At 70.4% G+C, this 23,557-nt stretch carries 20 protein-coding genes; 9 read left to right on the forward strand and 11 right to left on the reverse strand.

The window, feature by feature from the left end:
* The 3 genes from OHQ87_RS05650 to OHQ87_RS05660 all read right to left on the reverse strand — a co-directional run bounded on the left by OHQ87_RS05650 (window position 1) and on the right by OHQ87_RS05660 (window position 3,362).
* Window positions 1-963 (reverse strand): carbohydrate ABC transporter permease, encoded by a 963-nt coding sequence (locus OHQ87_RS05650; RefSeq protein ID WP_328345568.1) that lies wholly within the window; start codon window positions 961-963, stop codon window positions 1-3.
* Entirely contained in the window at window positions 963-2,246 is a 1,284-nt protein-coding gene (locus tag OHQ87_RS05655) for an extracellular solute-binding protein (protein WP_328345569.1), read from the reverse strand. Before OHQ87_RS05655 ends, OHQ87_RS05650 begins: the two co-directional genes overlap by 1 nt.
* A gap of 84 nt (window positions 2,247-2,330) precedes the next feature.
* Window positions 2,331-3,362, reverse strand: coding sequence for a LacI family DNA-binding transcriptional regulator (locus OHQ87_RS05660; protein ID WP_328345570.1), 1,032 nt, complete (start codon window positions 3,360-3,362; stop codon window positions 2,331-2,333).
* A 428-nt stretch (window positions 3,363-3,790) separates the two neighbouring features.
* Between OHQ87_RS05660 and OHQ87_RS05665 the strand changes: the two genes are divergently transcribed.
* From OHQ87_RS05665 to OHQ87_RS05680, 4 genes are all read left to right on the forward strand, one after another.
* Window positions 3,791-4,750: an acyl-CoA dehydrogenase gene (locus OHQ87_RS05665; protein ID WP_328345571.1), complete on the forward strand. Its 960-nt coding sequence runs from the start codon at window positions 3,791-3,793 to the stop codon at window positions 4,748-4,750.
* A gap of 98 nt (window positions 4,751-4,848) precedes the next feature.
* The gene (locus tag OHQ87_RS05670) at window positions 4,849-5,481 is read left to right on the forward strand and encodes a PIG-L deacetylase family protein (RefSeq protein WP_328348756.1); all 633 of its coding nucleotides are present in this window, start codon (window positions 4,849-4,851) and stop codon (window positions 5,479-5,481) included.
* Entirely contained in the window at window positions 5,478-6,095 is a 618-nt protein-coding gene (locus OHQ87_RS05675) for a class I SAM-dependent DNA methyltransferase (RefSeq protein WP_328345572.1), read from the forward strand. The genes OHQ87_RS05670 and OHQ87_RS05675 overlap by 4 nt, the downstream gene beginning before the upstream one ends.
* Before the next feature lie 5 nt (window positions 6,096-6,100).
* Window positions 6,101-6,790 (forward strand): glycosyltransferase, encoded by a 690-nt coding sequence (locus OHQ87_RS05680; RefSeq protein WP_328345573.1) that lies wholly within the window; start codon window positions 6,101-6,103, stop codon window positions 6,788-6,790.
* 123 nt (window positions 6,791-6,913) lie between these two features.
* Here OHQ87_RS05680 and OHQ87_RS05685 read toward each other — a convergent pair whose 3' ends face one another.
* The 8 genes from OHQ87_RS05685 to OHQ87_RS05720 all read right to left on the reverse strand — a co-directional run bounded on the left by OHQ87_RS05685 (window position 6,914) and on the right by OHQ87_RS05720 (window position 16,940).
* The gene (locus tag OHQ87_RS05685; protein ID WP_328348757.1) at window positions 6,914-8,245 is read right to left on the reverse strand and encodes a ricin-type beta-trefoil lectin domain protein; all 1,332 of its coding nucleotides are present in this window, start codon (window positions 8,243-8,245) and stop codon (window positions 6,914-6,916) included.
* Between the two features lie 489 nt (window positions 8,246-8,734).
* Window positions 8,735-9,955 (reverse strand): iron-containing alcohol dehydrogenase, encoded by a 1,221-nt coding sequence (locus tag OHQ87_RS05690; RefSeq protein WP_328345574.1) that lies wholly within the window; start codon window positions 9,953-9,955, stop codon window positions 8,735-8,737.
* 63 nt (window positions 9,956-10,018) lie between these two features.
* Window positions 10,019-11,479 (reverse strand): NAD-dependent succinate-semialdehyde dehydrogenase, encoded by a 1,461-nt coding sequence (locus OHQ87_RS05695; RefSeq protein WP_328345576.1) that lies wholly within the window; start codon window positions 11,477-11,479, stop codon window positions 10,019-10,021.
* A gap of 65 nt (window positions 11,480-11,544) precedes the next feature.
* Window positions 11,545-12,621, reverse strand: a complete 1,077-nt coding sequence (locus tag OHQ87_RS05700; RefSeq protein WP_328345578.1) for an ABC transporter ATP-binding protein — start codon at window positions 12,619-12,621, stop codon at window positions 11,545-11,547.
* Window positions 12,621-13,688, reverse strand: a complete 1,068-nt coding sequence (locus OHQ87_RS05705) for an ABC transporter ATP-binding protein (RefSeq protein WP_328345580.1) — start codon at window positions 13,686-13,688, stop codon at window positions 12,621-12,623. Before OHQ87_RS05705 ends, OHQ87_RS05700 begins: the two co-directional genes overlap by 1 nt.
* Window positions 13,688-14,605, reverse strand: a complete 918-nt coding sequence (locus tag OHQ87_RS05710; RefSeq protein WP_328345582.1) for a carbohydrate ABC transporter permease — start codon at window positions 14,603-14,605, stop codon at window positions 13,688-13,690. Before OHQ87_RS05710 ends, OHQ87_RS05705 begins: the two co-directional genes overlap by 1 nt.
* A complete protein-coding gene (locus tag OHQ87_RS05715; protein ID WP_328345584.1) occupies window positions 14,605-15,558 on the reverse strand; it encodes a carbohydrate ABC transporter permease in 954 nt (317 codons plus the stop codon). Before OHQ87_RS05715 ends, OHQ87_RS05710 begins: the two co-directional genes overlap by 1 nt.
* Entirely contained in the window at window positions 15,555-16,940 is a 1,386-nt protein-coding gene (locus OHQ87_RS05720) for a sugar ABC transporter substrate-binding protein (RefSeq protein ID WP_328345585.1), read from the reverse strand. Before OHQ87_RS05720 ends, OHQ87_RS05715 begins: the two co-directional genes overlap by 4 nt.
* A gap of 426 nt (window positions 16,941-17,366) precedes the next feature.
* Here OHQ87_RS05720 and OHQ87_RS05725 point away from each other — a divergent pair, with 426 nt between their 5' ends.
* The 5 genes from OHQ87_RS05725 (at window position 17,367) to OHQ87_RS05745 (ending at window position 23,390) form a co-directional block, all read left to right on the forward strand.
* Window positions 17,367-18,110: a GntR family transcriptional regulator gene (locus tag OHQ87_RS05725; protein ID WP_328345587.1), complete on the forward strand. Its 744-nt coding sequence runs from the start codon at window positions 17,367-17,369 to the stop codon at window positions 18,108-18,110.
* 85 nt (window positions 18,111-18,195) lie between these two features.
* On the forward strand, window positions 18,196-18,765 hold the full coding sequence (locus tag OHQ87_RS05730; RefSeq protein WP_328345589.1) for a DJ-1/PfpI family protein: 570 nt from the start codon (window positions 18,196-18,198) through the stop codon (window positions 18,763-18,765).
* Window positions 18,762-19,598: an alpha/beta fold hydrolase gene (locus OHQ87_RS05735; protein WP_328345591.1), complete on the forward strand. Its 837-nt coding sequence runs from the start codon at window positions 18,762-18,764 to the stop codon at window positions 19,596-19,598. Before OHQ87_RS05730 ends, OHQ87_RS05735 begins: the two co-directional genes overlap by 4 nt.
* A 337-nt stretch (window positions 19,599-19,935) precedes the next feature.
* Window positions 19,936-21,366, forward strand: a complete 1,431-nt coding sequence (locus OHQ87_RS05740) for an extracellular solute-binding protein (RefSeq protein WP_328345593.1) — start codon at window positions 19,936-19,938, stop codon at window positions 21,364-21,366.
* Window positions 21,367-21,491: 125 nt separating this feature from the next.
* Complete coding sequence (locus tag OHQ87_RS05745) at window positions 21,492-23,390, forward strand: ABC transporter permease (RefSeq protein ID WP_328345595.1); 1,899 nt, start codon at window positions 21,492-21,494, stop codon at window positions 23,388-23,390.
* Window positions 23,391-23,557 lie beyond the last annotated feature (167 nt).

Genomic DNA, 23,557 nt, shown 5'->3' on the forward strand with positions numbered 1-23,557 from the left:
TCAGTCCCTCTCCAGCAGCCGTCGGTTGATCGCCGAGATCACCAGCACGCCGATCACCAGCAGCACGCCGATGGCGGCGGCCACGTCGGGCTGGCCCTGCTGGATGCCGCGCTGGTACATCACCAGCACCGGGGAGGCCGACGACCCGCTCGGGCCGCCGCCGCCGGTGAGCAGGTAGGGCTCGGTGAACAGGTTCGCGCCGGTGATGGTGGCCAGGATGACCACCAGGGCGGTCGCCGGGCGTACCGCCGGTACGGTCACCGACCGGAACCGGGCCCACGCCGACGCCCCGTCCACGGCCGCCGACTCGTACAGCTCCTTCGGCACGTTCTGCAACGCGGCGAGGTAGAGCAGGATGAAGAAGCCGAGCTGCTTCCAGGCCACGAACACGGCGATCACCGGCATCGCCAGGCCCTCGTTGACCAGCCAGGACGGGTCGGGCGCGAGCGGTCCGAGCAGCTGGTTGACAAGCCCTTCGGAGTTGAACAGGAACAGCCACACCCCGACCACGGCGACGCTCGCCGTGACGTACGGGACGTAGAACGCCACCCGCAGGAACATCCGTGCCCGCACCGCCTTGTTCAGCGCCACCGCCAGCAGCAGGGCCAGCACGGCGGTGAGCGGCACGTTGATGACGAGGAAGACGCCGATGTTGCCGAACGCCTGGCGCACCTGCGGGTCGACCAGCACCGCGCGGTAGTTGTCGAGCCCGACGAAGGGCCGGTCCACCACCGCCCCGGGCGCGGCGAAGAAGTAGTCGTGGAAGCTCATCCAGATCGCGAACCCGAGCGGGTAGGCGAAGACCGCGGCGACGAACACGGCGTACGGCGCGGCCAGGAGCAGGCCCACCGGGTGGCGGCCGAGCACCGCCGCCACCCGGCCGCGCGGGGCGCGGCGTCCGGTGCCCCCGCCGCCGGCCTTCGGCCCGGCGTCGGTGGCGGCTGCGGCGTGGGCGGTGGCCATCAGGATGCGGCGAGCTGCTCGGCCTTCTCCGCGGCGGCGGAGAGGGCGTCGGACACCGGCTTCTTACCGAAGATCACCGATTCGGTGTACGCGTCGCGGAACGCCTGCCAGATGGCCACCGAGTTCGGCACGTTGGGCACCTCGACGGTGCGCGCGGCCTGCTGGGCGAAGCCCTGGTAGGCCGGGTTCTTCGCGAAGTGGTCGGGGTAGGCGGCCGGCAGGTCGGCGCGCAGCGGCATCTGGCCGGTGGCGGTGAGCAGCGCGCCGTCCTGTTCCTTGCTGGTGGCGAACTTCAGCACGTCCCATGCGGTGGCCCGGTTCTGGCAGGCCGAGTACATGGCGACGTTCTTGGCGTCGCTGAACGTCTTCACCTGGTCGGCGGGCGTGCCGGCGGAGGTGGGCACCGGCACCGCGCCCCAGGAGACCTTGTCGCGGTAGACCGAGATGGCCCACGGGCCGACGATCGCCATGGCGGCCTTGCCGTCGGCGAAGGAGTCGCCGTTGTACTTCTCCTTGGGGGCGAGCCCCTCGTCGTAGAGGGTCTTCCAGAACTCGGCGACCCGCTGTCCCTCGGGGGAGTCGAACTGCGGCTTGCCGCCGTCGAGGAGCTGCTTGCCGCCGCTCTCGGCGGCGAACAGCGGGTAGAAGTCGAACCAGGACTGGAAGAACTCGCTTGTCGGCGCAGGGTAGATCGCGGCCTGCGCGGCACCTGAAGACTTGATCTTCCGGGCGGCGGCCAGGAACTGGTCGTACGTGGCCAGCTGCGGCTTCTCCGGGTCGAGGCCGGCCTGGGCGAAGATCTTCTTGTTATAGAAGATCATCACCGGGTTCGACTTCCACGGCAACTGGTAGAACTTGCCGTCCGGCGACGTGTACTGCCCGGCGTTGGCGCCGGTGCGCCCGGTGATGTAATCGGTCGCGCCGGCGAAGGAGTCGAGCGCGACCAGGCCGCCCTGCTTCTGGAACTGCGGCACGGCGGCCGGGGCGGTGTTGAAGATCAGGCATGGGGCGTTCCCGGCGGTGATGGCCGCCCCGATCACCTCCTCGGAGCTGGTGCCGGCCGGGATCTCCTGGGCGGTGATCTGCTCCTCGGCGTGCTGGGTGTTCCACGCCTGCACCATCGCCTTGCCCCAGGCGACCTCCTCGGCGTTGTTGGACAGCCAGACCGTGATCGGGCCGCGAGCGGCGTTGGCCTTGCCGGCGTCGCCGCCGCCGGAGTCGCCGCAGCCGGCGGTGGCGGCGAGGGCGACGGTCAACAGGGCGGCGGGAATGGTCCGTCTCATGTCTTCTCCGATCCGGGAACGGGGTCAGGTTCGTCCGCCCGCCGGGCCGGTGGCCGTCGGCGGTGCGGGTGCAGCGGTGTGGGGTCAGGAGGGTGGTATGGGCGGTGGTGCCGTCGATCCCCGCACGATCAGCCGCGCGGGCGGGATGGGGATGTCCGCTTCGGGTTTGCCGTCGATGAGGTCGAGCAGGGCGTCCGCGGCGGCCCGACCCCAGCCGAAGGGGTCGGTGCGGACGGTGGTGAGGGCGGGATTGACGTAGCCGGCGAGTTCCGTGTCGTCGAAGCCGGTGATCGACAGTTCGTCGGGCACGCGGATGCCCTGTTGGACGGCGATCGAGAGGCCGGCGATCGCCATCAGGTCGTTGCCGTAGACGATCGCGGTGGGCGGGTCGTCGCCCTCCAGCAGGGTGCGGGTGGCCTGCGCGCCGCCGGCCGCCGAGAAGTCCGACTCGATGGACCGGCCGGTGGGCAGGCCGGCGGCGGCGAGGGCCTGCTCCCACGCCTGCTGGCGGACGGAGCCGTGCAGGAAGTGCAGCGGCCCCGACACGTGGGCGATGCGACGGTGCCCGAGTTCCACCAGGTGGTTCACGGCGGCGGCGACCCCGGGCCGGTCGTCGACCAGGAGGGCGGGGTGGTCGCTCGGCACGTCCGGCCGACCGATGGTGACGGCGGGCAGCCGCAACTCGGCCAGCAGGGCGATCCGTGGGTCGCCGAGCCGCAGGTCGAGCACGAACACGCCGTCGACCCGTTCGGCGTTGGCGAGCCGGCGGTAGCTGGCCTCCTCGACCGAGAGGTCCGGCACCACCTGGAGTACGAGGGCCTGCCCGCGGTCGGCCAGGGTCCGCTCCACGCCGGCGATGAACGACGGATAGAACGGGTCGGCCCCGAGCAGTTCGGGCGGCCGGGCGATCACCATGCCCACGCTGAACGCCCGGGAGACGGACAGGGCCCGGGCCCGGTGACTCGGTGCCCAGCCCAGCGACGCGGCCACCGCGAGGATCCGGGTCCGGGTCTCCTCGCCCACCCCGGGGCGTCCGTTGAGAGCGAAGGACACCGCGCCCTTGGACACCCCGGCCGCCCGGGCGACGTCGGCGATGGTCGGTCGGCTCGGTCTCACGCGCGGCACCCCCTCGGTCACAATCCGGCTTTACTCGATTCACATCGACGTAACAAAACTCACTGCGGAGGGACGCTAGACCGGTTTAGTGAGCCGCGCAAGCCCAGCGTCGGACGCTGCTTTCGGTCCCCACCTGCTCACGTACGGTGGTGGCGGTCGGACTCGACGCCCCGCTCCGCCGACCTCTCGACGACCACCGGATCGTCGACGACGCGGGCGCCTGCGTGTCGCGCGTGGCGGTGTGGGCAGTGCCATGTTTCGTCCAGGGGGAGAGGGGCATTTTCCGGCTGCGTCCCAGGTGGGCCGCACGTTACCCGGTGGAGGCGCACGATGACGGTCGGCCGTTCGGAGACGTCGTCCGTTGTCGGCGACGGGGCCGGGCACCAGGTGCGGTCCGCGAGGCCGTCTCGGGTGGCGGGACTCCGATGGTGACCACCGGCAGTGAGGATCCGGGGGCGGCATTCCGCTCGGCCGTGCTCACCGGACGTCTCGATCTGCCGTTACCCGGTGGCGGACACACGGGTGAGCGGTGGTCGCGCTTCGTCGAGCTCGGTCGCGCCGACCTGACGCTGGCCCGGCTGGGGGAGGGGCACGCCGACGCCCTGGCGATCCTCGCCGAACTCGGCACGACGATCGATCCTGGGTGGCGCCGCGAGCCGTGGGGCGTGTGGGCGGCCGTGCCGGCTTCGGTCACCGCGACCCGGGACGGCGACCGGTGGCGGCTGACCGGTGACCGGCCGTGGTGCTCCGGGGCGGGGCTGCTGTCCCGGGCCCTGCTCACCGCGACTGCCCCCGACGGCGTCCGGCTGTTCGCGGTCGAGGTCGATTCCGCCGGGGTCACCCCGCTGGCCGACACCTGGCCCGCCGTCGGCATGGCCGCCAGCGACAGCCGGACCGTCAGTTTCGACGGCGTGACCGCCGTTGCCGTGGGCGGACCCGGCAGCTACACCGCGCGGCCGGGCTTCTGGCACGGCGGGCTCGGCGTCGCGGCATGCTGGTACGGCGGGGCGGTCGGGATCGCCGACACCCTGTACGCCGCGGCGCGGCACCGCCGCCTCGGCCCGCACGCCATGGCGCACCTCGGGGCGGTCGACGCGGTCCTGACCGCCGCCCGCGCCGTCCTGTTCGCCGCCGCCGACGAGATCGACGCGAACCCCAGCAGCGACGCGGACCGGTTGGCGCACCAGGTTCGCGCCACCGTCGAGGCGGCCGCCACCACGGTCCTCGACCGGGTCGGCCGGGCCCTGGGGGCGGGCCCGTTGTGCCGGGACGCCCGGCACGCCCGACGGGTCGCCGACCTGACGGTGTATCTGCGGCAGAGCCACGCGGAGGCGGACCTGGCCCATCTCGGTGAACTCGTGACGGCGGCAGGAGACCCCGGATGGTGAGGCCGATCGTCGACACGGGCACCGACGAGGGCACCTGGCGGGCATGGCCCGCACCGGCCGGCTGGCCCGAACTGGCGCTTGACGACCGGGCGTGGACGGTGCCGCCGTTGGTCGTCGCCCCGCATCCCGATGACGAGGTGCTCGGCGTCGGCGGCCTGGTCGCGATGCTCGCCGGCGACGTCGAGATCGCGGTCGTCACCGACGGCGAGGCCTCACATCCGGATTCGACTGTCCATTCGCAGGCGGAGCTGGCGGCGATCCGGCGGGCCGAGACGGTCACGGCCTGCGGGCTGCTCGGGGTCGTCCCCGCCGCCATCGACCATCTCGGGCATCCCGACGGTGGAGTCGACGAAGCGGCGCTCACCGACGCATTGACCACCCGGCTGGCACCGGGCCGGTGGTGTGTCACGACGTGGCGCGGCGACGGCCACCCGGACCACGAGGCGGTCGGGCGCGCGGCCGCGGTCGCCTGCCGGCGTACCGGTACGACGCTGCTGGAGTTTCCCGTGTGGACGTGGCACTGGGCCCGACCGGACCATCCCGACGTGCCGTGGCACCGTGCGCGCCGGATCGACCTGACCGGGGTGGCCAGATCGGCCAAGCGGAAGGCGATCGACGCCTTTCGTAGCCAGGTCCTGCCGCTCGGGCCGGCGCCCGCCGACGCCGCGATCCTTCCCCCGAACGTTCTCGCACGCTTCGCGCGTCCCTACGAAACGGTGTTCGTACCATGACCTCACGCGGCACCCCGGCCGGATACTTCGACGACCTGTATGCCGGCGCCGAGGACCCGTGGAGTTTCGAAACCCGCTGGTACGACCAGCGTAAGCACGAGGTGACCGTCGCCTGCCTGCCGCGCCGGCATTACCGGTCGGCTTTCGAACCGGGATGTTCGACGGGCATGCTCACCCGCCGCCTCGCACCGCGGTGCGACCGGCTGCTGGCGGTCGACATCGCCGCCGCACCGGTGGCGACCACCCGGCAACGGCTGTCGGGCCAGCCGCACGTACGGGTGGAGCGGATGCGCGTTCCCGACGAGTGGCCGGCCGACCGCTTCGACCTGATCGTGCTCTCCGAGCTGGGCTACTACTTCGACGACGCCGGACTGGACCGGCTGGTGGCCCGGACGGTGGACTCGCTCGAACCCGGCGGCACGCTCGTGGCCGTGCACTGGCGGCCGGCGGTGGCCGAGCACGCACGTGGCGGCGACGACGTGCACCGGCTGCTCGCCGGCGTGGACGGCCTGGTGCGGACGGCACGGCACGAGGAGGCGGACTTCCTCCTCGACGTCCTCCTCCGGGTGCCGCCGCCGGCCGGATCCGTCGCACAGGCCGAAGGTCTGTGGTGAACCGGATGGCGGTCGTCGTGCCCGCCCACGACGAGCAGGCATTGTTGCCCGCCTGTCTGACCTCGCTCCTCGACTCGCTGCGTCACCTGCCGGTGCGCTCGGAGGTGATCGTCGTGGCCGACGACTGTCGGGACGCCACGGCCACCGTCGCCGAACGTCTCGGCGCCGTCGTGCTGACGGTGCGGGCCCGCAGCGTCGGCCGGGCCCGCGCCGCCGGCATGACGCACGCGCTGCGGCACGGCCCGCAGGGTCTGTGGCTCGTCACCACCGACGCGGACAGCCGGGTGCCCCGGCGGTGGGGCGGCTGGCAGCTGCGCCACGCCCGTGCCGGCACCGACCTGCTGGTCGGGACCGTGCGCGTCACCGACTGGGCGCCCAGATCCACTCAGGTCCGCGAACGTTTCGAGACCCGGTACCGGCGGGGTCTGACCGGCACCGGTCACCGGCACGTCCACGGTGCGAACCTGGGCTGCGCCGCCACCGCCTACGAGCGGCTGGGCGGATTCGCCGACCTGCGCCACGGCGAGGACCACGACCTCGTCGAGCGCGGTCGTCGGCGTGCCATGCGGGTCGTCACCGACGCCGGCTGCGCGGTCCGGACCAGCGCCCGGCGACAGGGCCGAGCACCGCACGGCTTCGCCGGCTACCTCGACGCCCTCGACGACCGGCCACCGGCCCTCGACGGTCGGGCCTGAGCGAGGGCCGTCCGGCGGGGCGCCGGCCAGGAACGACGCCGCTCTCGGCGAGTACCGGGGCCGAGACCTGTCGCATGCCCTGTCCCGGGGCCGGACCGGGTCCGGCCCCGGGACAGGTGGCGGTCAGGTACGCAGGCTCCACCGCTGGTTGGCGCCGCCGTTGCAGGACCAGAGGACGAGCTTGGTGCCGTTGGCCGTGTTGGCGGCGTTGGCGTCCAGGCACAGGCCGGACTGTTGACCGGTGATGGTGCCGTTGGCGTTGACGTTCCACTGCTGGTTGGCGCCGCCGTTGCAGTCCCAGATGATCACCGCGGTGCCGTTGCTGGTGCCCTGGCCGTTGGCGTCGAGGCACTTGTTGCCGTACACCTGCAGTTGCCTGCCCCCGGTGTAGGTGAAGCGCTGGCCGGTGGCGCTGCCGCAGTCCCACAGCTGCACCTGGGTGCCGTTGTTCTGGGTCGAGTTCGGTACGTCCACGCACCGGCCGGACTGGGAGCCCACGATCTGCTGCCCGTTACCCGGTGGTGGCGTCGTGGGCGGGGCGGTCGTGGGCGGGGCGGTCGTGGGCGGCGTGGTGGGTCCGTCGCCGTTGAGTGAGGTGATGAATTTCCAGACTTCGGCCTGCGTCCAGGACTTGGCGCCGGGTGCGTAGGGGTCGGCGGAGCCGTCGACGGCGTTGGGAGCGTGTGGTCCGTCGAAGGCACCCCAGACGACGGGGTAGCCGGTGCGGCAGCCGGTGTACCAGGTGACGATGTGGGTGAGGCTGCCCTGGGCTGGTTCTCGCGGGCTCTGGGGGGTACAGCCGTTGTTCTGGACGAACCGGTCGCGCATGGAGCGTCCCCCGGAGATGGGGAGTGTGCCGTCGCGGAGACCGTGGATGCCGAAGTAGGCGATGGGTTGGGTGCCGCCCTGGCAGCCGCTGAGGACGCCGCCGGAGTAGACGATGACGCCGCGGAAGACGGTGGCGCGGGCGCAGGCGATGGCATAAGCCATGGCACCGCCGTAGCTGAAGCCGGAGGCGAAGAGCTGGGTGGTGTCGACGCAGAGGCTGTTTTCGATCTGCCGGGTCATGTCGTCGACGAAGGTGAGGTCCTGGCCGTTGCTGTTGCCCCAGCCGTTGTTGATGCCCTGGGGGGCGACGAAGATGGTGTTGGTCTTGCCGTACTTGTCGACACGAAGTCCGTAGTAGGACCATTCGATGCCGCTGGTGCTGCCGTTGTCCACCTGTTCGGCGGTACCGCCGACCCAGTGGAAGGAGAAGACCAGCCGGTAGGGGTGATTCATGTCGTAGGTGTCGGGGATGCGCAGGATGTAGCTGCGGCTACGGCCGCCGCTGGAGATGGTGTGGGTGCCGCTGGTGAGGGTGGGCGCCTTTCCGCAGCCGGCGGTGGTCGCCAGGGTGGCGGTGTTGGTGGCTGCGGAGGCGAGTCCGCCGCTGAGGGCGAGACCGGCGGCCATGGTGAGGGCGACCGCGGCGGCTGCCACGGTCGCCGCGGTTGACCGGTGTTTCAAGACCTTCAACTCCTTCTGTCCTGGAGATGTCACATCGGGCTGCGGGCCGGTGCGGAGACGGTGTGGCGGACCGCCGTCTCCCCGGGTCTGCGCCTCGGCGGCGGGCCTCCCGGGATCACCCCCGGTCACCTCGTCGATTCCGCTGGCCGCGACGGCACCGTGCGTCGAGCCTCGGATGTGGAGGTGACGCGCTACGGTGCCGGGCCCGGGTCAGCTCGGTCGCCGGGGGGTTGGCCCACGGCCGAACTGCTGACCGGGCAAACAGGCCCAACTCAGACAGGGTTTGCACAGGCTCGGCGAATCGATTCGACACACCATAGATCCGCGCCCATCAGTGCGTCAAGTGACGATCGTCGATGAAGCAGTGGGCCTGGCCTCTGTCGCGGACAGCTGGCACCTGTGGCACGACCTGCGCGAAGCCGCGGGTAAGGCCGGTCACTGTCGCTGTCGGGTCCGCTCCCCGGTCCAGGCCGCTTCGAGGATCGCGGTCAGGCTGTCGGTGTCGGTCGGGCCCGGATGGTTCTGGATCAGACGGGTGACGCCACTGGCCATCTCCGCGAAGCGCGGGAGGTCGGCGCGTGCCACGCCGATGTCCGCCAGGGTCGCAGGGATGCCGATGTCGGCGAGGAGCCCGTCGAGCCAGGTGAGGAACGCGTCTGCGGCCTCGGCCTCCGAGGCGTCGGTCACGTCGAGCCCGCACACCCCGGCGAGGACGGCCAGCCGGTCGCCGACGGCGTCCCTGGCCGCGTCCAGCGCGTACGGCAACAGCAGCCCGACGCCCAGGCCGTGCGGCGTGTGCGTGGCCGCACCGATGGGGTACTGGAGAGCGTGCGGGGCCCCGTTGCCCGCGTGGGAGAAGGCGAGCCCGGCGAGCACGGCCCCGTAGGACATGTCCGCGCGCGCGTCCGTGTCGCCTCCGTTCCTGACGGCACGACGCAGGCTACGGGCGATCCGCTCCGCGGCCAGGAGCGCGTAGTGGTCGGTGACCGGGTTGCGGCCGAGGAACACCTGCTCCACCGGGTCGCGCGGTCCGTGGGCCCGGGGCCGCGCGGTGTAGCTCTCCACCGCGTGACAGAACGCGTCGATGCCGGAGTGGGCGGTGACCGTCGCCGGGCAGGTGTAGGTGAGTTCGGGGTCGACGATGGCGAAGTCGGGCACGATGTGGACGCTGGAGACCCCCACCTTCAGCTCGCGGTCCGGGTCGGTCAACACCGAGACGGGGGTGAGCTCGGAGCCGGTGCCCGACGTCGTCGGCACCGCGACGAGCGGAATCGTCGGCCCCGGCACCTTCGACTCGCCGTAGAAGTCGCGCGGCGTCCCACCGTGGCGCCGGATGACGCCGACGATCTTGGCGAGGTCGATCACCGTGCCGCCCCCGATGGCGAGGATCACGTCGGCGTCCACCTCGGCGGCGACCGCGACGGCAAGGTCGACATCGGTGAGCGGCACGTCCGGGGTCGCGTCGGAGAACACCTCGACGACCTCGACCTTCTCCCGGACGGCGGCCACGATCCCGGCCACGCCCGGCTGCCCCAGCAGAACCCGGTCGGTCACGATGAGGACTCGCGAGCCGCTCTCGGCCACCACTCGTGGGATGTTCTGTGCGACCCCTTCGCCCACTATCAGCTGGCGTGGTCCGCGGACGGTCTCAAGCATGTCGGTGCCTTTCCGGAGCGTCGGCGGCGGTATGTCGGGCGGACGCCCGGAGCAGCAGGCCGGTCACGGTAGGTCGATCGCCGCGTAGGTGAGGTCGAGGTATTCGAGGATGCCCTCGTGCGATCCCTCCCGGCCGATCCCGGACTGCTTCACGCCTCCGAAAGGAGCCGACGGGTCCGAGATCAGGCCACGGTTGATGCCGAGCATCCCGGTGTCCAGCCCCTCGGCGAACCGCAGCGCCCGCTGCAGGTCACGGGTGAAGACGTAGCCGACCAGGCCGTGCTCGGTGTCGTTGGCCCTCGCCAGCACCTCGTCGTCGGAGGTGAACGAGATGACCGGCGCCACCGGGCCGAAGATCTCCGTCTTCAGCATCCGCGCATCCTCGGGTACGTCGACGACGACCGTGGGCGGGTAGAAGTGGCCCGGCCCGTCCGGACGCGCGCCGCCCACCAGGACCCGGGCGCCACGGTCGACCGCGTCGGTGACGAGCTCGTCGATCCTGGTGACCGACGCCTCGTCGATCAACGCCCCGACGTCCACGCCGTCGTCGAGACCGTGGCCCACCGACAGCGCGCCCATCCGCTCGGCGAAGCGGGCCGTGAACTCCTCGCGTACCGGTTCCTCGACGTAGATCCGGTTGGCCGCGATGCAGGACTCCCCGATGTTGCGCATCTTGGCCACCATGGCACCGTCGAGCGCGACGTCCAGGTCGGCGTCGGCACACACGATCAGGGCCGCGTTGCCGCCAAGCTCCATGGAGGTACGCAGCACGTTGTCCGCAGCCTGTCGGAGCAGCACGCGCCCGACCTCGGTCGACCCGGTGAACGACAGCTTGCGGGTCCGACCGTCTGCCAGCAGTGCGGAGACCACCTCGCCGGCCCGCTTGGTGGTCACCACGTTGACGACGCCCGGGGGAACCCCGACCTCCTCCATGAGGCGGGCCAGGAGCAGCATGGTCAGTGGCGTCTGGGCCGCCGGTTTGGTGATCGTCGTGCAGCCCGCGGCCAGCGCCGGAGCGATCTTGCGGGCACCCATGGCCAACGGGAAGTTCCAGGGCGTCACGAAGACGCACGGTCCGACCGGCTTCGGTACGGTGAGGATCCGGTATCCACCTGCGGGAGCGGTGCTGTAGCGCCCCTCGACGCGTACCGCCTCCTCGGCGAACCAGCGGAAGAACTCGGCGCCGTAGGTCACCTCCGCCCGCGCCTCGGCGAGCGGCTTGCCCATCTCGAGCGTGATCAGCCGGGCGATCTCCTCGGACCGTTCGGTCAGTGCCCGGTACGTCGCGGTCAACAGCTCTGACCGTTTCCGCGGCGGGGTCGCCGCCCACCCCGTCGTTGCCTTGTCCGCCTCGTCCAGGGCGGCGAGCCCGTCGACGACGTCGGCGTCGGCCACCTCGGCGATGGTCCTGCCGGTGGCCGGGTCCTCGACGGCGAAGGTGGCGCCGCTTGCGGCGTCGCGCCAGGCGTCGCCGATCCGGAGCCGCCGGTGCTCGGGGGCCAGGACGTTGATCGGGTCACTCATCGCGTCGCCTCCTGTGATCCTCGTGGTGATGTGCCGGCGCAGGTCGCCGTCGCCGCACGGCGCGGCTACCGCCCGGCCTCGGACAGCGACAGCCCGGTGCCCGCGTCGAACAGGTGCGCACGGTCCAGGTCGACCGTGACACGCACCCGCTCGCCCGGCGTACCGGTGACGGTGGGTCGTGCCTTGACCTTGATGATCTTCGTTCCCACCCGGACGTCGACCACCGTGCGGTCACCGAGCGGTTCGAGCCCGTAGAGCTCCCCCGACAACGACGCGTCCCCACGCTGCTCGACGGACAGGTCCTCCGCACGCAGGCCAAGCAGCAGCGCACGACCGTCCTCGGCGGTGGCCCAGCGGGGCCGCGGTAGCGTCCAACCCTCCGCGCTGACCAGACGATCTCCCTCGGCGTGGCAGGCGAGCAGGCTGATCGGTGGGCTCCCGACGAATCCGGCGACCCACTGGTTGGCGGGACGCTCGTACACCTCGGTCGGCGTGCCGACCTGTTGCACCTTCCCCGCCTTGAGGACCGCGACCTGGTCGGCCATGGCCAGGGCCTCGACCTGGTCGTTTGTCACGTAGACGAAGGTCGCTCCGAGGCTGCGGTGGATGCGGGTGAGCTCGGTGCGCATCTCGATGCGGAGCTTGAGGTCGAGGTTCGTCAGCGGCTCGTCCATGAGGAACGCGCGCGGGCTGCGGACCAGCGCCCGGGCCAGGGCGACCCGTTGCATCTCGCCGCCCGACAACTGCGCGGGACGACGCTGCAGCAGCCGTTCGATGTGCAGCAGGTTCGACATCCGTTCGACGGCGGCGGCGATCTCACGCGAGGAACAGCGGCGTGCCCGCAGCGGCGAGGCGATGTTCTCGTAGGCCGTGTGTCGCGGGTAGAGGGCGTAGTTCTGGAAGACCATGGCCAGGTCGCGTGCGGCCGGGGTGTCACCGGTCGCGTCCCGGCCGTCCAGGTGCACCGACCCGGCGTCGAGCTTGTCCAGGCCGGCGATCGCCCGCAGGGTCGTCGTCTTGCCCGCCCCGGAGGGCCCGAGCACGACGAAGAACGAACCGTCAGGCACGTCCAGCGTCACCCCGTCCAGGGCCTGGACCTTGCCGAAGGACTTGCACAGCCCGTGTGCTGCCACGGTTCCCATCAGGCCACCAGCTCTTCCGTGCGCACGTCGTAGACCGCCGGGGTCCCGCCGGTGTGCCGTAGCCCGACCGGTGCGTCGGCGGCGAAACGGACGGTCGGTGGCATCCGCACCCGTACGTCGCGTCGGCCGTCGTGGTCGACCACGTAGATGATCTCGTCACCCAGCCACTCCGCCGAGACCACGCGGGCCGGGACCGAACCTTCCGCCCCTGGTGCGGTGACCTCCAGTGCCTCCGGCCGGACGCCGGCGACCAGACGACTGTCGCGCGGCAGGCCCGGCGGTGGCGTGAGGGCCAGTCCGCCCTGACCGCGCAGCTCCCCGTCGGCCACCTCCACCTCGATCAGGTTCATCGGCGGGGAGCCGATGAACGCGGCGCAGAAGAGGGTCGCCGGACGGTCGTAGACCTCCAGCGGCGTGCCGATCTGCTCGACGCGGCCCTTGTTGAGGATGGCGATCCGGTGACCGAGCGACATCGCCTCGACCTGGTCGTGGGTGACGTAGACCATCGTCGCCCCCAGCTCTCCCTGGAGGTGCTTGATCTCCGTACGCATGTCCGCCCTCAGCTCCGCGTCCAGGTTGGTGAGGGGTTCGTCCATGAGGAACGCGCGCGGTCGTCGCACCAGGGCGCGGGCGAGTGCGACGCGCTGCTGCTCCCCGCCGGACAGTTGGCGTGGCCGCCGGTCCAGCAGCGGACCGAGCCGCATCAGCCGGGCGGCCTCCTCGACCCGCGCGCGCACCTCCGGCTTGGGCAGCCCCTCGGCCCGCAGCGGGAACGCCAGGTTGTCGCGGGTGCGCAGATGCGGGTAGAGCGCGTAGAACTGGAACACCATGGCGATGTCGCGCTCGGCGGGCGGCAGGTCGTTGACCAGCGTGTCGCCGATGCGGATGTCGCCGGTCGTCTGCCTCTCCAGGCCGGCGATGGCCCGCAGCGTGGTCGTCTTGCCGCACCCCGAGGGGCCGAGCATCACGAACAGCTCACCGTCGCCGATGGACAGGTCGACGTGCTCGACCGCGACCGTGCCGTCCGGGTAGCGCTTGTGCAGGGCGGTCACCTCGATGGCTGCCATCAGCGTCGCACCGCCCCGAGCGTCACACCGGCGACGAGGTGCCTGCGCACCAGATAGGCGAAGACGAGCACCGGTAGCGCGAACACCACCGAGGCGGCGGCCACCAGACCCCAGTCCACCGTGGTGCCACCGATGAGGCCGGCGATGGCGGGTGGGGCCGTACGCACGCTGTCGCTGGAGGTGAGGAAGATGGCGAACACGAACTCGTTCCAGGAGAAGATGAGGGCGAAGACCGCCGTCGCGGCGATGCCGGGCAGGAGCAGGGGGAGGGTGAACTTCCAGAACGCCTGCAGCCGGGTGTAGCCGTCGAGCATGGCGGCGTCCTCGTACTCGGCGGGCACCTCGTCGACGAACCCCTTCATCATCCAGATCGTGAACGGGACGTTGAACGCGGCGTAGATGAGGATCAGGCCGAGCTTGGTGTCGATGAGTCCGACCTGGCGGTACATCAGGAAGATCGGCACCACGACCACCACGGGCGGCATGAAGCGGGTGGACAGGACGAAGAAGAGTTGGTCCTTCTTGGCCTTCAACGTGAAGCGTGAGTAGGCCCAGGCCGCCGGCACCCCCAGCACGGTGGCCAGCACCGTGGAGACCCCGGCGACCACGACGGAGTTGAGGAACGAGCCGGACAGGGCCGAGCGTCCGCCGCCGGAGGCGACGAACACGTCCCTGAAGTGGTCCAGGGTGACAGTGAAGCCGAAGAACTCGGCGGGTACGGCGTAGACGTCCCGGTTCTCCTTGATGGAGGTCTCGATCATCCACAGCACCGGGAAGAGCATCACGACGGCCAGCACGGTCAGCAGCGCGACCTCCAGCGCGGACCGGCCCCGGCCCCGGCCGCCGGAGCGGCGCGCGGGGGGCCGGGGGTCCGGGGCAGGACCTGCGGCCACGGCCTCGTCGACGGAGACGGCCATCAGTCCTCCTTGAGCTTGTTCAGGTAACGCAGGTAGAGCTGCGTGAGGACGATGACGACGAGGACCATGAGGATCCCGTACGCCGAGGCGGTGCCGGTGTTGAAGCCCAGGAACGCGACCTTGTAGACGTGGAACGACAACGTCTCGGTGGAGACACCCGGCCCTCCGCTGGTCAGGATGTAGACGAGGTCGAACAGCCGGAACGCCTCGATGGCCCGGAACAACACGGCGATGAGCAGCAGCGGCCACACCAGTGGAAGCGTGATGGTGCGGAACCGGAACCACTCGGACGCGCGGTCGATCGAGGCGGCCTCGTACAGGTACCTGGGCACCGCGGTGAGGCCCGCGAGTGCGATGAGCATGATGAACGGCGTCCACTGCCAGGTGTCCACCATGATCAGGGAGACCAACGCCGTCCGCTGCCGGGTGAGCCACTCCACCTGCCCCAGCCCGAGCGAGCCGAGCATGCTGTTGACCACGCCGAACTGCGCGTCGAGCATGAACCGCCAGAACAGCCCGACCACGACCGGCGACAGCATCATCGGCACCAGGAACAGGGTGGTCAGCAGCCCCCGCCCGTGCGTACGCCGGGAGATCAGGTAGGCGATGGCGAAACCGAGCACCGTCTGCAGGGCGACCGCGCCGACCACGTAGATCAATGTCGTCAGGGCCCGCTGGTGGACCTGCGCCGACGTCAGGATGGCGGTGTAGTTGCCGAAGCCGACGAAACGGGCGGGCCCGCCGCGGGTGGCCGAGTAGTCGGTGAAGGACAGGTACAACGCCCACAGCAACGGGAACACCGACATGCCGAGCAACAGCAGCAGCGCGGGGGAGATGAAGGCGACGGCGAGCCCGCGGTCGCCCAGCCGGCGGCGGGACCGCCCCGGTGCAGGCGGCGTCGCGGACGCCACCTGCCCGGGGTGGTCGGTCGGCACGGGGATGGGGTCACTCACAGCCCGCCGCCGCCCTTGCGGTTGCTGGAGTCGAGCACGCCCTGCTGCTCCCTGGCGATGTCGTCGAGCGCCTCCTTCGGCTTCTTCGCGCCGTTGAGGGCCGCGTTCACGCCTGTGTTCTCGATGTCGACGAGACGCGCGTACTCGGGCACGTTCCACATGTCCCGCATCCGCGGCACCGAGTCGGTGTACACCTGGTTGAACGGCCCGGCATTGAGGAACTCGGGCGACTGGAGGGCGTCCGTACGCGACGGCACGCCACCAGCCGCGGCCCACTTCTTCTGGACGTCGGCCCGCTCGAACCACTGCATGAAGTTCAGGGCCTCGGCCTGGTTCGCCGTGGGGGAGTAGGCCGACACGTGCATCCCCATACCGCCGAGCGGAACCAGGTTCGTCTTCTGGCTCGGCAGGGTGGCGAAGCCCAGCTTGTCGAGGATCTGCTCCCGGGTGGTGCCGAGCTTCGACTGCTTCGGATCCAGCAGGCCGCCGCTCGCGGCGATCCAGTTGAACCCGATGCATGCCTTGCCCTGGGCGACCGCCGCGTTCACCTCGTCGATGAACCAGTTGCCGGAGCCCTTGGCGGTCAGCGGCTTCATCTTGTTGACCAGGACGTCCATCGCCTCATGGCCGGCAGCGTCGTTGAGGACGCCATCGATCTTGCGCTTCTTGGCGTCCCAGAGGTTGCCGCCGTAGACGCCGTTGACCGTGTTGTAGGTGACGGCCGCCGCGTCGGAGCCGTTGGCCTGGTGGAAGGCCAGCCCGCTGACGCCGGGGTTGTTCGCCTGGCACTTCTCGGCGACGGAGATCATCTCGTCCCAGGTCTGCGGTGGCTTGTCGCCGATCAGGTCCTTGCGGTAGATCATCGTCCAGGTGTCACCGAGCAGCGGCAGCCCGTACAGGCTGGCGTTCTCGTCGCGTTTGCCGGTCTCGGCCTGGGGGAACTGGCCGTAGGCCGCCAGAAGGTACGGGTCGTAGGCCTTGACGTCGATGTTCTTCTTGACGAAGTCGGTGAGGTCGAGAATGTTACCGTTCGTCACGGCCTCGCCGATGTGTTGCGAGTCCAGGATCGCGATGTCGAAGTCGGTCTTGCGCGCGGCGAACTGGGTGAACATCGCGTCGTGCCAGTTCGCGTTCGGCACGGTGTTGACCTTGACGGTCGCGTTCGGCCGTTCCTTCTTGTACTCCGCGTTCGCGAAGGCTTCCAGTGCGTGGGCGGGTGGCCAGTCGAACCAGATGAAGCTGAGGGTCAGCGGGTCCTTGGTGAGCTCGGGGATGGTCGCCGGTGCCTTGGGGGCGCTCGTCTTCGCGCCGTCGTCCTGGCCGCCGCCGCAGGCCGCCAGGGTGGTGGCCACCAGCAGCATGGCCGCCGTCGCCAGCTTCACCTTCCGACCGGAAACGGATGTTCGTACTATTCGCTTCGGGTGCCGCATCTTCGTGCCTGCTTTCTGGGTGGGGACTTCCAGGGCCTCGCTCAGCAGGTGCTTGGTCGTTCAGACGTGTCGCCGGGCTGGTGCGGGGGTCGACCCGCGGACCGGACTCACGGGTACACCGCGACGTGCCGGGTCTTCAGGCCGTCGAGAGGGACGTCGGTGCATCGGCGGCCCGGTGACGAACCGGGCAGGACGTCGAGCATGCTCATGGGAGCTCCAGGGGACGGGCGGAGCGATGGCAGGCGGTGTCGCGACGGTGCAGGATGACGGGTGTCCGTCAGTTTTCCTATACGATCCGGTGGGGGGCGTCAGCATGTCGCAGCGTGGTGACCGATGTCAACAGGTTCCCGAAGACGCAGGAGAGGACCTCACGTCACGATGGACGACGAAGCGATGACCGCCCGGGGCCGCAGGGCCGTGACGGGCGGAACGTCGTCGGGGCGCTCTGGCGGCCGGCTCGCCGACGAGGTGTACGACACGCTGCTCGGCCAGCTGATGTCGCTGCGGATCGAGCCTGGCTCCCGCGTCACGATCGACGTCCTGGCCCGAGAGCTGGGGGTCTCGCAGACGCCGATCCGGGACGCGCTGAACCGCATGGAGGCCGAGGGTCTGGTCGTGCGGGTGCCCCATGCCGGCTACCGCATTCCCCCCCAGATCACCCGGCACCGATTCGAGGACATGCTCGAAGCCCGCCTGCTCCTCGAGCCGGCGGCGGCGCGCAGATCCGCCGAACGGGCATCTCTGGAGCAGGTGGCCGGGCTGCGACGGATGCTGGCGGAGATGGCGGAGTTGGAGGGGGGCGACGGGCCCACCGCCTACGGCGCCTTCGGGCTACGCGACGCGGCCTTCCACGATCTCGTCGCCCTGAGTGCGGAGAACCAGGTCATCCGGGAAGCGCTCGCCCGCCTGCACAGCCACGTGCACCTCTTCCGGCTGCACCACGACACCCAGGTCACCCACCTGGCCATGGCCGAGCACGAGGAGGTGGTGGCCGCGATCGCCGCGCGTGAACCCGACGCCGCCGCCTACGCGATGCGTCGGCACATCCTGCGTTCGGGCGAGCGGTTCCGTCGACTGTTCGACGAGATCGGGGACGCGGACGCGGTGGCGGTGGAGGCTTGACGGGCGGGCAGGGCAGGGGAATGCTAGCTCAATCGGATCGGATTGGATCGCGTCCACCACCGCCACCACATGCGAGGAGAAGCAGGTGCCCAGAGCGCTGCTCCTGACCGGCGACGCCGCCGAGGAACTCGACACCATGTATCCCTACTACCGCGTACAGGAGGGTGGCTGGGACGTCGACGTCTCGTCACGGACGAGACGTGACGTGCAACTGGTCATCCACGAGTTCGACCCCAACTCCGACGCCTACGTGGAGAAGAACGGCCGGAAGCTGCCGGTCGACGTGCCCTGGGCCGAGGTCGACGTCGAGCGCTACGACGCCCTCATCATCCCCGGAGGACGGGCCCCCGAGTGGATCCGGGTCGACGCCGACGTCAGGCGCATCACCGAGCACTTCTTCGCCCGCAACCTCCCCGTCGCGCTGGTGTGCCACGGCGCGCAGGTGCCGGCGGTGTACGGGCTGCTGAAGGGCCGGAAGACGGCGTGCTTCCCGCCCATCACCGGTGACATGGAGAACGCGGGCGCGACGGTCATCGACGCTCCCGACGTCGTGGACGGCAACCTCGTCTCCTGCCGGGGATGGCCCGACATGCCGCAGTTCGGCAGGGCGATGATGGAGCTCTTCTCGAAGTCCGTCGACTCCGCATCGGCATGAGCCCCGCCCCGGTGACGGCGCTTCGGACCGTCACCGTCGGCGGCTCCCCCGTCCACGTCCTGGAGGGCGGCACCGGGCCTGCGGTGTTGATGCTGCACGGCTCCGGACCCGGCACGACCGGGTCCGGAGCCTGGGCGAGCACGGCCCAGGCGCTTGGCACGTCCTGGCGCCTGGTGGCTCCTGACCAGGCGGGGTTCGGCCGTACCCCTGTCCCGGCGGGCTCCTCCGGTGGGCTCCGGATGTGGACGGAGCAGGCCGCCGGCCTGATGGATGCTCTCGGCATCGAGGACTACGCCGTGGTGGGTCACTCCATGGGCGGTGCCGTGGCGCTGGCGCTGGCGGCCGCCCGCCCCCGACAGGTCACCCGGGTCGTGGCGGTCTCGACGATGGGCGCCCCCGGGGCGCCGCTCTCCGCCGACCTCGACGCGCTCTGGGCCGCCCCGGCCGGCCCGCTCGGGGCACGGGACATGCTCAGTCGCCTCGTCCTCGACCAGACGCTCGTGACCGATGCGGCAGTCGACGCCCGTGCGGACGCGATGCGGGCGGGGGCGGCCGCCTACGCGTCGTTGTTCCCGCCACCCAGGGCACGATGGGTCGACGATCTCACCCTCCCGGCGCGCACGCTGGCGGCGGTCCGCGCGCCCGTGCTGCTCGTGCACGGTGCCGAGGACCGGGTCACCCCGCTCTGGACGGCAACCCGGCCCCTGCTCGAAAACCTGGCCGATGTCCGTCTGCACGTGCTCGGCCGCTGCGGGCACGTGCCGGCGATCGAGCACCCGGACGAGTTCAGGCAACTCCTGTCGTGCTTCCTCCGCCGGGACCGCCGTCACTGACTGGCTGTGCAGATCCGTTCGGCCCTATCGGCCAGCGTAAATTGCTAAAGCAGTCTTTCAGGTGGAAGAGAAGTCTGGTCGCGACTTTCCCAAATGTGTAGAGTGAGCGCAGCGCAGCCCCGGCTGGCATTCCGCCGCTCGGGGCGACGAGTATCTCGGGCAGGCCGGGGAGGGCCCGCCGGTGGTGGGGCGACTTTTCCGATGGCTATGCGCCAGGGGTGGGCTGAGGCCCCCCGAGCAGGCGATCGTCTCCGGGCGCGAACGGCACCGACGTCTATCGGGGATGGCTGACCCCCCGACGAGTTTCGGCGAGGCGAGGTGGAGGAGGAAAGCATCCATGGAAGACAATGCGTTACGGTCCCGGCGCGGCTTTCTGGGAATGGGGGTGGGGCTGCTCGGTGCGGCCGGTCTGGCCGCATGCGGAGGCAACCCGCCGTCGACGCCCGGGGCGCAGGCCGAGGTCCCGAAGGAGCTCGTCGACGCCGCGGCACCGTTGAAGGGCGCCTCGCTGGGGATGCTGTCGCAGAAGCTGTACTCGGAGGCGGCGAACGCGGCGCTCGACGCCTCGATCAGGAAGTTCGCCGACACCACCGGCACGAAGATCGGAAACAGTCTGGTCCAGGCCGACGCCGGCGACCTGGTGGCCAAGATCGACGCCGAGGTCAAGGGTGGCGTGGCGCGTGACCTCGCGTTCATGACCGACTCGCGGTTCGTCGCCCAGTTCCAGTCACTGGGCGACCTGGAGGACGTGACGGACGTCGTCCAGACACTGACGGCGAAGTACGGCGAACCCACCGCAGAGTCCAAGAACTTCTGTGTCTTCGACGGCAAATGGTTCGCCATCCCCTACCACTTCATCGGGATCGGGTCCTTCCTGCGCAAGGACTGGATGAGCGACGAGGGCATCACCCCCAGGGACATCTACAGCTGGGAGGAGCTACGGGACCTCTGCCTGGCGATCTCCGATCCCGGCAAGCGGCGGTTCGGCTGGGGCATGACCGTGAACCGGTCCGGTGACGCCAACGGCATGATCGAGGCGTTGATCAACTCCTACGGCGGGGCGATCGCCTCCAACGACGGTAGGAAGGTCACGTTCGACTCTCCCGAGACGGTGCAGGCGGTGACCTTCCTCGGTGACATCTACACCAACCCCAGGTACAAGCCGATGCTGCCGCCCGGGGTGGCCGCCTGGACCGATTCCAGCAACAACGAGAACTGGCTCGCCGGGATCCTCGGCTACACCCGTAACCAGTTCAGCGTCTACGCGGACTCCAAGACGAAGAAGAACCCCGTCTACGAACGCACCCACGTCTTCGCCGACTGCATCGGGCCGGCCACCGACAACTCCCTGCTGCTCGGTCAGTCCCAGGGCTTCGTCATCTTCAAGGGGGCCAAGAACGCCGCACTCGCCAAGCTCCTGGCGCAGTACCTGGTCACCGCGCCCGCACTGGTCGGGGTGGCGAAGGAGGCGCCCGGTCTGGCGTTGCCGGCCTGGGAGAAGGTCTGGGACGCCGACCCGTTCTTCACCGGCGGCGACCCGGCGTTCCCCATCATGCGCAGGATCACCCAGCAGAAGCTGCCGCTGTCCACGAAGAACGGCCTGGAATTCCCGCAGAAGGCCAGCGCGGGGCAGCAGGCAGCCGTCGGCGCCTACGTCCTCACCGACATGATGCAACAGGTCATCCAGGGCACGCCGGCCGCGCGGGCCGTGCAGGCCGCCCACGCCAAGATGGTGCAGATCTTCACCCAGCAGGGTCTGCCACAGTGACGTCGGTCCGCCCGGCACCGGCCCCGGCGTCAGGAGCATCCCCGCGACCGGAGTCCCGTTCTCCCGGCGCGATCCAGCGACGGCTGGGTCGTGACTGGCGGCTGGCGGCGTTGTTCCTGGCTCCCATGGCCGTGCTGGTCGGCGCTCTCGTGCTCGTCCCGATCGGCTGGGCTGTCGTCACCAGCACCACCGAGCGGCACGGGCAGCACAGTGTCTTCGTCGGTCTGGCCAACTACCTCGCCCTGGCCGACGACGGGCAGTTCCACACCGGCGTCATGAACTCGTTCGTCTTCACCGCGTACGCCGAGGTGTTCAAGACGGTGCTCGGGCTCGTCTCGGCCCTGCTGCTGCACCACCGACGCCGCGGCCGGGCCGTACTGGCCGGGCTGCTGCTCGTGCCGTGGGTGGTGCCGACGGTGGTCACCGCATTCAGCTGGCGCTCGTTGCTCGACCCGATCTTCGGCAGCGTCAACATGCTGCTCACCGAGTCGGGGATCGGGCCGCTGCTGGTCAGCGCGCACCTGGTCGACAGCTGGCCCGCGGGTTGGCTGTCCGAGGCGTCCCTGGCCATGCCGTCGGTGATCGGAGTCAACGTGTGGAAGGGGGTGCCGTTCTTCACCGTCGCCTTCCTCGCCGGGTTGAAGGCCATCCCGACCGACCTGTACGAGGCGGCGACCGTCGACGGCGCCTCGGCGTGGCGGCGGTTCGTCCACGTGACGCTGCCCGGACTGCGTCACGTGATCACCGTGACGGTGACCCTGTCGTCGATCTGGACGTTCAACAACTTCGACCTCATCTGGTTGCTGACGCAGGGCGGCCCCGGCGACGCGACGGCGCCGTACGTGCTGGTCGCCTACTCGAAGGCGATCCTCCAACTCCAGTACGGCGCGGGGGCGGCGGTCACGCTGGTCATGCTGCCGGTCATCGGTGGGCTGGTGTTCGTCCTGGTCCGGCTGTTACGCCGGGACGCCGGCACCGCGCCGCCCCGACGCGCCCGCAGGCCCCGGACGGCCCCGCCGACCCGCACGGCCCGCGCGGCACTGCCGTGGGTGGTCGCCGTGGCGGTCACCGGGGCGCTGGCCTGGGTGTCGCCGCACATCTTCTGGAAGGCGGCGCTGGTTCTCGGAGTGTTCGTGGTGATCGCGGCGGTGGTCGGCCGGGTGGTCTCTACGCTCGGAGCGTCGGGTCGTCGCCGGACGTCGTCGCTGGTGTCGGGCCTGGCGTCGGGCATCGCCCTGGCCGGGTTGCTCCTCTTCGTCCTGGCCCCGCTGTACTGGATCGCCGTCACGGCCTTCAAGTCCGACGGTCAGATCGTCATGCACGCCAGCGACCTGTGGCCGACGCCGTGGACCCTGCAGCAGTTCACCGACCTCTTCGCCACCAAGCCGTTCGGCCGCTGGTACCTCAACACGGTGCTGGTGTCCGTGGCGTCCACGGTGGTGGCGCTGGTCTGTGCCGCCCTGGCGGGTTACGCGCTGGCCCGGCTGCGCTTCCGCGGGGCACAGGGTTTCACCGTCACGGTCCTGATCACCTACGTGATGCCTGGCGCGTTGCTGTTCATCCCGCTCTACCAGCTGCTCATCGGGGTCCGGCTCACCGACTCGCTGTGGTCGCTGGTCGTGACGTACCCGACCTTCACACTGCCGTTCGCCACCTGGCTGTTGACGGGATACTTCGCGTCGATCCCCGTCGAGTTGGAGGAGGCCGCGCTTGTCGACGGCTGCACCCGCCTCCAGTCGTTCCGCCGGGTGGTGCTGCCGCTGGCCAAGCCGGGACTGCTGGCGGTCGCGCTGTTCACCCTGACCAACGCCTGGAACGAGTTCCTCTTCGCCTTCGTGTTCATCACCAAGGACGAGTACAAGACGCTCCCTGTGGGCATGCAATCCATGATCACCGGGGACGTCGTGCCGCAGGGACAGCTCGCCGCCGCGTCACTGCTCGTCAGCATCCCCGTGGTGGTCATGTACGCCTTGGGGCAGCGCTTCCTGACCGACGGGCTCACCGCGGGCGCGGTGAAGGGCTGACCGGGACAAGCGAGGAGGGGCGGTCTCGCGGTCGGGTCGGTTCAGCTGGCCGCTCGGCGCCGGATGGCCGACCTGTTCGCAGTCGACACTCGGCGTCCTGCGAATCCGGGACGGTGAGATCGTCACGTACCACGACTACCCGAACGCGATAGGCGGCTCCGCCGTCG

This window comes from Micromonospora sp. NBC_00421, from assembly GCF_036017915.1.
Lineage (GTDB): Bacteria > Actinomycetota > Actinomycetes > Mycobacteriales > Micromonosporaceae > Micromonospora.